This window comes from Aidingimonas lacisalsi (assembly GCF_008079445.1).
Classification (GTDB): Bacteria; Pseudomonadota; Gammaproteobacteria; order Pseudomonadales; family Halomonadaceae; genus Aidingimonas; species Aidingimonas lacisalsi.
In genome coordinates, this window is record NZ_VRYH01000007.1 from 72,843 (window position 1) to 86,192 (window position 13,350).

The 13,350-nt window shown below is 57.8% G+C and carries 11 protein-coding genes; 4 read left to right on the forward strand and 7 right to left on the reverse strand.

All coding sequences use genetic code 11. The annotated features are described in order from the left end of the window. Positions 1–3: 3 nt before the first annotated feature. The 7 genes from rsxA to FVV99_RS14985 all read right to left on the reverse strand — a co-directional run bounded on the left by rsxA (position 4) and on the right by FVV99_RS14985 (position 6,554). Positions 4–585, reverse strand: coding sequence for an electron transport complex subunit RsxA (gene rsxA / locus FVV99_RS14955; RefSeq protein ID WP_148254896.1), 582 nt, complete (start codon positions 583–585; stop codon positions 4–6). Between the two features lie 44 nt (positions 586–629). After that, positions 630–1,034: a GGDEF domain-containing protein gene (locus FVV99_RS14960; protein WP_148254897.1), complete on the reverse strand. Its 405-nt coding sequence runs from the start codon at positions 1,032–1,034 to the stop codon at positions 630–632. After that, positions 1,031–2,200, reverse strand: coding sequence for a CHASE4 domain-containing protein (locus FVV99_RS14965; RefSeq protein ID WP_161599011.1), 1,170 nt, complete (start codon positions 2,198–2,200; stop codon positions 1,031–1,033). The genes FVV99_RS14960 and FVV99_RS14965 overlap by 4 nt, the downstream gene beginning before the upstream one ends. Before the next feature lie 112 nt (positions 2,201–2,312). Next, positions 2,313–4,355, reverse strand: a complete 2,043-nt coding sequence (gene metG, locus FVV99_RS14970) for a methionine--tRNA ligase (protein WP_148254899.1) — start codon at positions 4,353–4,355, stop codon at positions 2,313–2,315. 94 nt (positions 4,356–4,449) lie between these two features. Continuing rightward, on the reverse strand, positions 4,450–5,604 hold the full coding sequence (locus FVV99_RS14975; protein ID WP_161599012.1) for a GGDEF domain-containing protein: 1,155 nt from the start codon (positions 5,602–5,604) through the stop codon (positions 4,450–4,452). A gap of 4 nt (positions 5,605–5,608) precedes the next feature. Further along, positions 5,609–6,124 carry a hypothetical protein gene (locus tag FVV99_RS14980; protein ID WP_148254901.1) on the reverse strand — a complete coding sequence of 172 codons (516 nt, stop codon included), beginning with the start codon at positions 6,122–6,124 and terminating at the stop codon, positions 5,609–5,611. 151 nt (positions 6,125–6,275) lie between these two features. Then, positions 6,276–6,554 (reverse strand): hypothetical protein, encoded by a 279-nt coding sequence (locus FVV99_RS14985; RefSeq protein ID WP_148254902.1) that lies wholly within the window; start codon positions 6,552–6,554, stop codon positions 6,276–6,278. Between the two features lie 435 nt (positions 6,555–6,989). Here FVV99_RS14985 and FVV99_RS14990 point away from each other — a divergent pair, with 435 nt between their 5' ends. The 4 genes from FVV99_RS14990 to FVV99_RS15005 all read left to right on the forward strand — a co-directional run bounded on the left by FVV99_RS14990 (position 6,990) and on the right by FVV99_RS15005 (position 13,208). Beyond that, positions 6,990–8,891, forward strand: a complete 1,902-nt coding sequence (locus FVV99_RS14990) for a TolC family outer membrane protein (protein ID WP_236645423.1) — start codon at positions 6,990–6,992, stop codon at positions 8,889–8,891. A gap of 84 nt (positions 8,892–8,975) precedes the next feature. Further along, positions 8,976–11,138: a type I secretion system permease/ATPase gene (locus FVV99_RS14995; protein WP_148254903.1), complete on the forward strand. Its 2,163-nt coding sequence runs from the start codon at positions 8,976–8,978 to the stop codon at positions 11,136–11,138. Continuing rightward, positions 11,138–12,574: an HlyD family type I secretion periplasmic adaptor subunit gene (locus FVV99_RS15000; RefSeq protein ID WP_148254904.1), complete on the forward strand. Its 1,437-nt coding sequence runs from the start codon at positions 11,138–11,140 to the stop codon at positions 12,572–12,574. The genes FVV99_RS14995 and FVV99_RS15000 overlap by 1 nt, the downstream gene beginning before the upstream one ends. 7 nt (positions 12,575–12,581) lie before the next feature. After that, positions 12,582–13,208 carry a LuxR C-terminal-related transcriptional regulator gene (locus FVV99_RS15005; protein ID WP_148254905.1) on the forward strand — a complete coding sequence of 209 codons (627 nt, stop codon included), beginning with the start codon at positions 12,582–12,584 and terminating at the stop codon, positions 13,206–13,208. Positions 13,209–13,350 lie beyond the last annotated feature (142 nt).

Consider the following 13,350-nt stretch of genomic DNA (forward strand, 5'->3'; position numbering starts at 1 on the left):
GGCTTAACCCTGAACGAGACCTGAAAATCCCATGAAGGCCAATGACATCAGGCTGGCGGTAACCATTGCGATGGCCGCTCCCTGAAACGGCCCGGGAATGTCGGCAACCGCCAGCCGTTCACGCATGGCCGCGAATAGCACGAGCACCAGGGAAAATCCCATGGCGGCTCCCAATCCGTACAGTGTCGCTTCCATGAAGCTCGACTGACGGTTGAGCGATAGCAATGCCACCCCCAAAACCGCGCAATTGGTGGTGATCAGGGGCAGGAAGATCCCCAATACCTGGTAGAGCAGCGGACTGGTTTTCCTGACCATCATTTCGGTGAATTGCACCACGACGGCAATCACCATGATAAAGGCGATCGTCCTCAGGTATTCAAGACCCAAAGGGGACAGCAGGTAGTGAAACGTCAGATAGCTGGCAACCGAAGACAACGTAAGCACGAATGTCGTTGCCAGTGCCATGCCCATGGCCGATTCCAGCTTGTTGGACACTCCCATGAAAGGGCACAAGCCCAGGAATTGTACCAGAACGAAATTGTTGACCAGTGCCGTACTGACCAGGATCAGAAAATACTCAGTCATGGCGACGCATTATACGCATCAACCGGTGGGCTAGGATAGCGGTATCAGGACGTCGTCACCTCGCGACTGACGCGGTTCCGGCCCGTCTGTTTCGCGTGGTAAAGCGCCCTATCGGCCTGCTGCATGAGTTCATACGGCGTGTCGTTGCCTGTTAGCGAGTCGGCTACACCGACGCTGACCGTCACGATATCCCGTACCGGGGCGGCGGCATGAGGTAGTGCCAGTGACTCGACGGCCATGCGTAACGCTTCGGCATGATGACTGGCATCCACGGCCGTCAGCCCGGGTAACAGGACGCCGAATTCCTCTCCACCCGTGCGGGCCACGATGACGTCTGGGGCGTGGAAACATTGGTTCATGCACTCGGCGAGACGGATCAGGCAGTCATCGCCCTGTTGGTGTCCATAATGGTCGTTGTAGGGTTTGAAGTAATCCACATCGATCATCATGGCCGCAAGGGTTTACCGTGAATGACTGCCTGGTCATAGGCGCGTTGTAATCGCTCGTCGAACAGGCGCCGATTGGCCAGGCCAGTCAGCGGATCGTGTTGTGATATCTCCACCAGAAGCGCCTGTTGTTGGCGCTGATGTTCCCGCAATGCCTGGAATTCGCGGGCGAGGGTGCCGATTTCGTCCCGTCTCGTCAGCAGTTCCACCGGGAAAAGATGGGATTCATTGTCATGCTGTAACTGTTGCGTAACATGCGCAAAGCGACGCAGCGGTCGCAGTACCATGCGTTCCAGCAGGATCAGGACCAGGGCGATGACGACGAGTAACAAGCCTGCCGTCCAAAGCAGCCCATAGCGAAAGGTCGCCATGCTGGTGCGAAAGCTGTCTCGGGGTATCTGGCTTTGGAGGCGTAGAGGCGTTTGCTCTCCGTGTAAGGCAAGCGGTCGAGAAATGGTCATCCGGTCACTGTCGGAACGGTCGAGTTGCAATCCTTGTCGAGTGTCACCAACGGCGATCGGCATGATGTCGACCGGGCGTCCGGTACGTGCCTCGAGTGCTTCCAGCCACGCATCGTCCAGTAAGCGAACGTTAGCCAGCCACCCTCTCGATGGGCCGCTCTCGTCGGTACGCAGGATAGGGTAAAGCGCGACCAGGGTGGGGGCGGGTTCGACCATGATTCGTGTCACCCCTGACTCGGGGTGGGCGTCCAGCAGTGCGTCGAGGCCGTCAGCGAATGGGGATGCCCATTCGCATGCAACGGTAAAGCCCGCACATGAAGCGTAATGTCCACTCGCTGGATCAATACCGGCACTCCAGTAAATAGCCTTCTCCGAGGTGAAGAACAGCATCAACTGGTAATCCATGTCCTCGAACATGGCCTGGCTGAAATTGGAGGCTGCATAGCCGGCATGCTCACCCTGTATAAAGGCATAGGTATCGTCCCATGTGGCCCAATCCTTGGCCTGGGCCAGCAGCGCACGCTGGTCATGCAGGATGGTTCGTTCGATCTTGTCGAGCTCGCTGGTTGCCTGCTCTCGCTCTTCGTCCAGCAGGGCTGGATAGATAACGAAACGGCCAATCAATACCAGTGCCAGGGAGGCGGTCAGCAGCAAGACGCTCAATGCAAGCAGGAAGCGGTTGCGAAGAGAGGAAGGAAGTGAGGTCATTAGTTGCAGCCATTGGGTGAGCCCCATCATGGGCCAACCGAGTCGTAAGATAATGCTTACAAGGGATATCGGCCGATAACGATGGGGCTTTAGTCGGGCTGCCTGTGTCGCGTCAGGTCACTCGTTGACCCGGTTCTGCACCGGAATGGGGTTCCAGCAAGTAAATGCCTTGATCATTGCTGGCCGCCAGCACCATGCCTTCTGAAACACCGAAACGCATCTTGCGTGGTGCCAGATTGGCGACCATGACGGTCAGGTGGCCCTCGAGGGCTTCGGGAGCATATGCCGACCGAATGCCTGCGAATACGGTGCGGCTTTCGCTACCGAGGTCCAGGGTCAACTTCAAGAGCTTGTCGGCCCCCTCGACGTAATCGGCTTTGGCGATCCGAGCGATACGCAGGTCAACCTTGGCAAAATCCTCGAAATCGATCTGCTCACGAATGGGATCCTCCGCCAGAGGGCCCTTGGGGGTATCTTTCATTTTCTTTTCTTCCGCCAGGTCTTCCTTGGAAGCTTCGGTCACGGCATCGATCTTGTCGCGCTCGACACGCGTCATCAAAGGCTTGAACTTGGCGATGTCGTGGTCAAGCAGGACGTCCTGGCGAGTATGCCAATCGAGGCTGTCCAGCTTGAGAAAAGCGCGCGCATCATCGGCCATGGTCGGCACGACCGGAGCCAGGTAGACCATCAATTGTCGGAACAGGTTGATTCCCACGGAACAGATATCGATGACTTCCTGCTCACGGCCGTTCTCCTTGGCCAGAACCCAGGGTTGTTTGTCAGCGATATACGTGTTGGCCTCGTCGGCCAACTCCATGATCTTGCGCATGGCGTGGCCGAATTCGCGGGCCTCGTAGTCCTCGGCGATCGCGTCCCCTGCATCGATGAAGCGAGCGATGAGGTCGGGCTCGGCACAATGCGTCGACAGACTGCCGCCGCCCAGTTTGCGAATGAAGCCAGCACAGCGGCTGGCGATATTCACGACCTTGCCGACCAGGTCGGCATTCACGCGTGCTGCGAAGTCATCCAGGTTCAGGTCGAGATCATCGACACCGGACGTCAATTTAGCCGCGAAGTAGTAACGCAGATACTCCGGGTTCAAGTGGTTGGCGTAGGTTTCCGCCTTGATGAACGTACCACGCGATTTGGACATCTTGGCGCCATTGACCGTGACGAAACCATGACAATTGATGCCCGTTGGCGTGCGCAGGCCGGCACCTTCGAGCATGGCCGGCCAGAACAGTGCATGGAAGTAGACGATATCCTTGCCGATGAAGTGATAGACCTCGGCATCCGAGTCCTTGTCCCAGTACGCGTCGAAATCGATGCCTTCACGGTCACAGAGGTTCTGGAAGCTGGCCAGATAGCCGATCGGGGCGTCCAGCCATACATAGAAGTACTTGCCCGGCGCATCCGGAATCTCGAAACCGAAATAGGGGGCGTCACGCGAGATATCCCACTCGTTGAAGCCGGATTCGAACCATTCCATCAACTTGTTGCGGATCTGTGGCTGGACATGACCCGCGCCGACCCAGCGCTTGAGGAAGTCGGCGAAGTCGGGCAGCTTGAAGAAATAGTGAGTGGAACTGCGTACCTCGGGCGTTGCACCGGAGATCGCCGAAACGGGATCGATCAATTCAGCAGGCGTGTAGGTTGCACCACAGGCTTCGCAGTTGTCGCCATACTGGTCATCGGTCTTGCACGTGGGGCAGATCCCCTTGATGAAACGATCCGCCAGGAACAGCCCCTTGACCGGATCGTACATCTGCTCGATATCGCGCGTGGCAATATGCCCGGCATCGCGCAGTGCGCGGTAGATGTGTTCGCTGTGCGTGCGGTTTTCCGGCGAATGGGTCGAATGGTAATTGTCGAAGGCGATACCAAAGCGGGCAAAGTCCGCTTGATGCTCGCGGCTGACTCGTTCGATCAACGCTTCGGACGAGATGCCTTCCATCTCGGCACGCAGCATGATTGCGGTACCGTGGGCATCATCGGCACATACATAGTGGCATTCGTGGCCACGGCTCTTCTGGAAGCGTACCCAGATATCGGTCTGGATATACTCCAGCAAATGGCCCAGGTGGATTGACCCGTTGGCATAGGGGAGGGCGCTGGTGACCAGAATCTTGCGCGGTTGACTGGCGGTATTCGACATATCGGCTCTGGAATTCCCATGAAAATCAGGCCTCGATTGTATCCCCGTTGAGGCTCTAGTGCATCCGCCGGACAGGATATCAGATACCTTCTTCTCAGGTATCGAGGCTTCCCGACCACTGGGCGATTTCGACGCGATTCCGTCCTTCGCGTTTGGCGAGATATAACGCCTGGTCCGCTTCGCTGTACAGTCGGCTGAATTGCGCGGCAGAGTGGGACTGGCAACAGGCAGTGCCGATGCTGATGGTCAACTGAATGTTTGCCGACTGGTCGGGGATGACCATCGTTGCGATACCATATCGAAGCCGCTCACACAGTCGTTTCGCGCCCTGCGCATCGGTATCGGGCATCAGTAGACAAAACTCTTCGCCGCCGACGCGAGCAAGGCGGTCCGTCTGCCTGATCAGCTCTGTCAATGTCGCGGCGACGTGTTGCAGTATGCGATCCCCGACGGGATGTCCGTGACGGTCATTGACTAACTTGAAATGATCGATATCGATCAGCGCCAAGCTGTACGGGTGATGTTGCCGGGCGGCGAGCGACATGCCCTGTTCGGCCTGCTGCATGAGGGCACGACGGTTGGCCAGGCCGGTCAGGTCATCGGTATGACTCAATTGATGCATGGTTGCCCGTTGCCCGATGATCTTGACGATGGCGATGATGAGTCCCACGACCACGACTAGAACGCCGAGACTCAAGGCCACGATCAGTCGGTTGAGCCAGGTCATGCGACGCTGACGCTCCGCTGAGGCTTCGAGGACGAGTTGGTAGAGTTCGCTATAGGCGAATGCCTGACTGTTATCGATAGTAGCGGCGAGTTCCTCGAGCGCTGTGCGTGCCTGGTCATTGCTCAGTGAACGCTGAACCAGCGCTTCAAACCGCGCGAGTTGTGGTTCGAGACTGGCAAACTCCTCTTCGACATGATGATAGTCATCCGGATCGAGGTGGCTTCTTTCCAGATAGCGCTTGATGCTTTCACGCCGGGTATTCAGTATCCAGAGGGTTTGTAGTAGCTGTTGTTGGTGCGCTGCAGAAGGGTGATCGACGAGGTGCTCGGTCGTTCGGCGAAGTTCGCGGCCTCCCTGTTGGGCGCGGACGAGTTCGCCGGCGAACGACAGATGATCGGCACCGATATGTTCACGAGCGTTACTGACGAAGGTGGTAATGGCGACAGCCGCCACGACAAGAAACGCCATTACACCAATGCTGGCACTCGCATACAGCAGACGTGGACGGACGCCTGTCTCCATGGAACTAGGGAACGCTGATGGAATGCAAGGCCCAGATCCACTTGGCCATGGGTTCCTCACCATTGAGCACCGCCTCTTCATCGGCGGGTACCATCAGCATCAGCGGCCCCTTGTCCTGATAGGCGATGGGGTCATCCGAGAATCGCGTGGCGAGGAGGTACTCCTTGCCACTCACGTCATCCGGGTCGAGGAAGATACTGTAGTCATCGAGTGCCGTGAAACGCAGGCGTTCGGCCTCTTCGAGGTCATATGCAGCGAGAAAGTCGGTGAGCTTGACACCGGTGTATTTCCCTTCGGGACCCTCAGGGTGACGTAGGTGGGTATCGTAGAGGTCGAGTTGTTCGATGTCAGCGAGTGACAACTGAATTTTCCGATCATCGAAGGACAATGTCAGCACGTCGGTTTCGTACGTCGCGAGTGGCTCGTCGCGTGGAGTCAATTCGGCGGCCGACGTTGCTGTCGTCATCAGTAGCATCGTCATTCCCGATGTCAGCCAACCCAACCGTTTAGGCAGAATCATGAAAGTCCCTCTACTAATGTGGGCAATGGCCATGATACGAGCCATCGGGCGTCGCCAGTGGTTTCAGTACTCAAGGCCATTATCGGCTCGTCGCGACGTGTCTTGAGTGATTTATGGTTCCTGACCGGAAGAAAGTCGCCTGGCCATCGGTTCAATATAGTGCCTGTTCTTCGGCGATCACTTCTTTGAGGAGTTCGAGGTAGAGCTTGTCGGCTTCGGAGTGCTCGGCCGGATCCTCCGGAATATGAACGCTGGTGGTATCCGAGATTTCGTTGGCGACTCTGGCCATCGCTTCATCGTCGCCATACTGGCCAAGATGCTTCCGCGCTACAGTCAATGACTGCTCGAGTATCCGAGGATCCTGAAGCAACTTCTTGATGAACTCACGTAGTTCATTGATGACGCGGGTCTTCTGTATTTCCGAGGACATGGTGGCAGCCTCCGGTGACGGTGGTGTATCAGCACGTACGATGCGAGCAAAGATAACACAGCCTGAGGCTGGTTGAAGCCGTGGTGGGCCGTCGACGTCATTGACCTTGCCCCTCGAGTGCTTCCTGGTTCGTGGGCCCGCAGTTTGTTATCCCATCGCGCTGCGATCGGCACGGATTTGTGAGATGGGAGTGCTTTGTAAGAAATGTCTTACACAACACGTCACATATTTCTTATGTGCAGATGTTTAAAATTGTATTGGACAGTCACGATATTAGAGTTACGCTATGTTACAAAGAGGTTGGGCGTCATACTTGTGCATCAAGCGCCCCTTTAACACTAGGCAACGATATCACTAACCATAATGAAGGTCGGGTCAATGTCTCGGCGTAAGCCGTTACAGAACTTGATTATCGGGTACGTAGGGAGACCGAGAATGATGAAACTAGCCCTCGCGGTAAGTCAGGCATCCCGTCTGGCTGTCAGGGAGGAGGTCCGTGCCAATCGTCGCACCGGGACCTGGCTTTTGGCGGGTGCACTGGCGTTGTCCGCCGGTTCCGCCATGGCGCAACAGAATCCGCTGGATCGTATGGCATCCAGTGGGGAAGGTTCGGTACGTGAAGCCGTTCAGCGCGCCGTAAGCAACAACCCGGAGGTTCAGGAAGCCTGGAACGCGTTTCAAGCCTCGGAGTACGATGTCGATGAGGCACAAGGTGGGTATCTCCCCAGCATCGATGTCACGGGGGGTGTCGGGCGCGAATCCCGTGAAGGTGACGGCCGGGGCAGTTACGATACGGATTTTGCCGAAATCTCTCTGACTCAGATGATCTACGATGGCTTCGCGACGCGCAGCGAAGTGGAACGGCTGGATCACGCCAAACTGGTGTCCTACTACGAAGTTCGTGACGTCAGTCAAACGGTCGCGTTGGATGTGCTCACGGCCTATCAGGATGTCATGCGCTATCGGGAGCTCGTGCGGCTTGCACAGGACAATTACCGCCAGCATCTGGAAGTCTACGATCAGATCGAGCAGCGAGTACAATCGGGCGCCGGTCGCCGTGTCGACCTGGAACAGATCAGCGGTCGTCTCTCGTTGGCGGAATCCAACCTGATGACGGAAGCGTCCAATCTGCATGATGTCAGTGCCCGCTATCAGCGCCTGGTGGGCGAGCTGCCCCCCGAGTCGCTGTCGCCGGTACCCGATATGGCGGACAGACTGCCACCCTCCGTGATGGAAGCCGTCGAGCTGGCTTATGAAGGCAACCCGGGGTTTCATGCGGCGATAGAGAATATCGAGTCGGCGCGTGCCGAACGTGAGGGGACGAAGTCGGCCTTTCAACCGCGCGTCGAGTTCCGGGCGAGAGCGGGGACCAACAATGAGAGTGGCGTCACTGGTCGTTATGATCAGAACGCGGCCGAAATCGTTGCCAGTATGAACCTCTACAATGGCGGCAGTGATCTGGCTTCGTACCGTCGTGGTGGCGAACAGATCGAGCAGGCCATGAATCTACGCGACAAGGAGTGCGTCGATCTGCGTCAGACAACTCAGATCGCTTATAATGACACGCAGCGCCTGCGCGAGCAGTTGGCCTACCTCAACGAGCATCGCCAGTCGATCGATCGCGTCCGTGGTGCCTACGAGCAACAGTTTAACATCGGTGAACGCACGCTGCTGGACTTGTTGGACAGCGAGAACGAATATTTCGATGCCAGCCGAGCCTATGTCAATGCTCAGTACGATGCTGCCATCGCCGATGCGGAGGTCCTCGCGTCGATGGGGCAACTGCTGACGACACTGGACGTAGCGCGTGAAGACATGCCGACGCTGGGTGAGTTGGGCAGTGACGGTGTCGACCTGGACCCGGACAGCGTTTGCCCGGCACAAGGCCCGGCTGGGTTCACGCTGGACGACTTGACCGCGGGTATGGACATGCCCGGCGACTCTGCGTCCACCATGGAGGCTACCACGGCCCCCACTCAAGAACCCGACGTCACGCTATCCGCCGATGCGCTGTTCGAGACCGGCAGTGCCTGGTTGAACCCCGACGTGCGTTCCGAACTGGATTCGCTGGCGGCCGACATTCGTCAACGGGATGACTTGCAGCGTGTGTTCATTGCCGGTCACGCAGACAGTACGGGCAGCGCTGACATCAATGATCCGTTATCTCAGGCGCGTGCCGATCGCGTTGCGGAGTACCTGGCTGGTCAGGGCGTGAGTGAGGACCTGCTGCAGACTCGGGGTTATGGGGCGAATAATCCCGTGGCGGATAATGGCACCGCCGAGGGTCGCAGTCGTAATCGTCGTGTCGAGGTGACACTCGAAGGTATCAATAGTTAACGTTATCGGCCGATATTCTTCATATCGGCTGCATGACGTGTGTAATAGATTGGTACTTTCATCGGTGACGAAAGCGAGTCTTGTGTGACCTCCGACGAACATTACTTGCATGATCAAGTTCGTGCTGACAACGACGAGTTACTGGAGTGTCTCCGGGTCGTGGCCCGTGTTCATGACCATGATGTCAGCCGTGAAACCCTGACGGCGGGGCTGCCACTCGAAGAAGGGCGGCTGACACCGGGTATCTTTGCACGCGCGGCGCAGCGAGCCGGACTATCCGCCCGTCACACGCAATGCCGGCTGGTTCAGCTCAATGCGGCGTTGATGCCGGTGGTGTTGCTGCTTGAGCCTGGACGGTCGTGCGTATTGGCATCACTGGATGTCAAGGCGCGTCGCGCCGAAGTCATTTTTCCCGAACTGGGGGAAGCATCGACCTGGGTCGATCTGGATGAGTTGCAGGAGCGTTATAGCGGCAAGGCGATCTATGCCCGACCGACATTTCGCTACGATGCGCGTGGTCCGGAAGTCAAGAAGCAGCGTTCACGGCACTGGTTCTGGGGCGTTATCCGCGAGAATCGCCGACTCTATCGCGACGTGCTGTTGGGATCGGTGCTGATCAACTTGTTTGCCGTCGCGATGCCCCTGTTCGTGATGAATGTCTACGACCGGGTCGTTCCCAATCAAGCGACCGACACGCTCTGGGTATTGTCCGCGGGTATTTTCCTGGTGCTGTGCTTCGACCTGGCGTTGCGCCTGATGCGCAACGCCTTCGTCGATTTGGCTGCCAGCCGGGCCGATGTGAAACTGTCATCGTCCATCATGTCTCGGGTCATGGGCATGCGGATGGAGGAGCGTCCGGCGTCGACGGGGTCGTTCGCCTCGACACTGCACTCGTTCGAAGCCGTACGTGCCTTCATCGGCTCAGCCACGGTGGTGGCCCTGGTCGACCTTCCTTTCGTCGTGTTGTTTGCGAGCATCATCGCCTTGATCGGATTGCCACTGGTGATTCCCATCGTCGTCGGCATCGTTTTCGTGCTGCTGTATGCCCTCGCGGCACAGAGCAAATTGCATGAACTGTCGGAAACGACCTGGCGAGTCGGGGCTCAGCGCAACGCGACACTGGTGGAGTCGCTGGGCAGTCTGGAAACGGTGAAAGCCCTTCGTGCCGAAGGACGCATCCAGGCTCTGTGGGAGAAGACGACGGCCTTTCTGTCGCGTACGTCCGCGCAGTTGCGGTTGATCAGTTCGTCGGTCAGCAGCGTGGCGTTATGGGCGCAGCATACGGTGGCCGTGGCCGTGATCGTGATCGGTGTCTACATGATCACCGATCAGAACCTGACTCAAGGTGGCTTGATCGCCGCCTATCTGCTCTCGTCGCGGGCCATGGCGCCCGTCAGTCAGGCGGCTTCGCTCTTGGCGCAGTACCACCAATCCTCGACGGCACTGAGTTCCCTCAATGAGGTGATGGATAAGGATGTCGAACGTCCCGAAGGCAAGGAGTGGGTCAGTCGTCCAGTGATCAATGGGGATATCGAGCTCAACAAGCTGGCGATGCGCTACCCCGACGAATCGCGCGATGCGCTGCGCGACGTATCCCTGAAAATCCAGGCAGGTGAGAAAGTCGCGATCTTGGGGCGTGTCGGCTCCGGTAAATCGACACTCAATAAAGTCCTGCTGGGGCTATACCAGCCCGCCAGTGGTGCAGCCTCCATCGATGGTGTCGATATCCGTCAGTTCGATCCCATCGAGTTGCGTCGCCATATCGGCTATGTGCCACAGGATGTCAGCCTGTTCTATGGCTCCTTGCGAGACAACATCGTTGCAGGTGGCGGTAGTGATGGCGTCACGGATGAGGCGTTGCTGCGTGCCATGCAGATCAGCGGCATGGAGGAGTTCGTCAATTCTCACCCACACGGCGTCGACCTGCAGGTCGGTGAACGTGGCAGCATGCTTTCCGGCGGCCAACGCCAGGAAGTGGCTATCGCGCGTGCCGTGGTTCATGAGCCTCAGATCCTGTTGCTCGATGAGCCCACCAGTGCGATGGACCACACCAGTGAAGAGGCTTTCAAGTCCCGGCTCAAGGAGTTCGCTCAGTCGCGGACCCTGATCGTGGTGACGCACCGTACGTCACTGCTTTCCCTAGTCGATCGTATCGTGGTGGTCGATGGCGGCAAGGTCGTCGCTGATGGCGCCAAAGACAAGGTCATCGAGGCCTTGCGAAGCGGTCAGATCGGGAGGGCAAGCTGATGAATCAGCAAGCGAAGATTCAGGCCAAGACCGCTGAACAACAGGGCTTCGATGCCATCGGCAAGGTCTCCGAGCGGGGCGGAAAGCCGTTCCGGCCCTTGATCGACCGGCTATTCGCCAAGCGTGTGTCATCGGCGCACATCAATCGCGACTGGTCCAGTGATGCGGACTGGGCTCGCATGCAACAGGACCCACTGCGCGCGAAGACACTACTCTACGTCGTGGTATTGGCGATCATCGGCTTGGGGGTCTGGGCCTATTTTGCCGAGATCAACGAAGTCACCAAGGGGACGGGACGTGTCATCCCGGCATCGCAGACCAAGGTCATTCAGTCCTACGACGGTGGTGTCGTTCAGGATATCCAGGTGGAAGAAGGGCAAATCGTCGGCCCCGGTCAGTTGCTGATGAGCATCGATCCCACGCGTTATGCGTCCTCGTTCCGCGAGGGTGTGGCTCGATCTCTGGCACTTCAGGCCAAGGCCGAACGGTTGCGTGCACTTGCCAGTGATCAGCCTTACGTACCGTCTCCGGAAGTCCTGGAAAAGTCACCGGAACTTGCTGCTAATGAACGTAAATTGTACGAGTCAAGCCAGGAGAAACTCGAAGAGCAGTTGTCGATTGCTCGCGAGCAGTTGACTCAGCGTCGCGAAGAGTTGCGCGAGGCCCAAGCGCGTTACGACTCGGCGTCACGCACCTTGAGCATGGCCTCCGAGGAGTTGCAATTGACACGTCCTTTGCTTGACTCCGGTGCCGTCTCGGAAGTGGAAGTGCTGCGGCTGGAGCGTGAAGTGTCGAATGCGCGTGGCGAACGCAGTCAATCGGATGCGCAAGTTGCCCGGCTCAAGGCGGCAGTCCAGGAAGCGAAAAACAAAGTGAGTGAAACCAGGCTCGAAATGCAGAACGAGTGGCGCGATCAACTTTCGGAAACCCTTGGTGAGCTCTCGGCACTTGAAGAGAGCAATGTCGGGCTGAGAGACAAGGTGCAGATGACGAATATCCGCTCGCCGGTTCAGGGAACGATTCAGCGGCTGCACGTCAATACGCTGGGCGGTGTCGTGCAGCAGGGACAGGAAGTTGTCGAGATCGTACCTAGCGATGACCAGTTGCTGATCGAGGCCCGTATTGCACCACAGGACATTGCATTCTTGCGCCCCGGCCAGAAGGCAACCGTCAAGTTCACCGCGTATGACTACACGACCTATGGCGGCATGGAAGGCGAACTCGAGCACATCAGTGCCGATACCATTACCGATGACGATGACAACACCTTTTATCTGGTTCGCGTTCGAACCGACAAGCCGGCCCTGGGCGATGAGTTGACCATCATTCCCGGCATGACGGCGGAAGTCGACATCCAGACCGGCAAGCGCACGGTGATGGAGTATCTGCTCAAACCGATCCTGCGTGCCAAGAACAATGCGTTGACCGAACGGTGATCGTGCGATGACCCAGCATCTTTTCGTGACACAGGGTAACGATGATATTCCGCGCTGGCGCGAAGCGTTTCCGCAGGCGCGAGTCTGCCGCCCGGCTCAGGCGCGTGCCCAGGCCGGCCATGGTGACCATGTCTGGGTGATGAGCAATGTCGATGACTGGGGCGTGTTGGCAGCCAACCTGAGTCGTCGCAATGCCATTGTGGCGGTGTTGTCCTATACCCCGGATTCAGAGGAAGCCCTGCAGGCTCTGGCTTGCGGGGCACGGGGGTACGCACATGCCCTGGCGTCGCCGGAAATGTTGCGCCAGGTACAACTGGTGATTGCCAATCAGGGGATCTGGGTATTGCCCGAACTGATGGCCAAGGTCGTCGGTTCGACCTTTCGTGCCTTGGGAGGAGAAAGCCGAGTGCAGGAGGAGACGCTCTCGGCGCTCACTCAGCGGGAACGCGCCGTGGCGCTATCGGTCGCCGCCGGCAACAGCAACAAGGTCGTGGCACGTGAACTCGATATCACCGAACGCACCGTCAAGGCCCACCTCGGTGCCGTGTTTCGCAAGCTGCAAGTACGTGATCGTATGCAGTTGATCCTCATGCTTTCCAAACAGCCGATTGCCGCAATGGACGGCGGCGAATAGCTCTCGCCGCCACGCCGATCCCACCCTGTCCTTCGGTCCAATATTCGGTTGTTGTTTTCTTACCTACAGTAGATGGCATACGTTCCAAGAACTATCTGGCCGTGTGCTCGACGATATCTCTATTGACTCATGATGCACACGG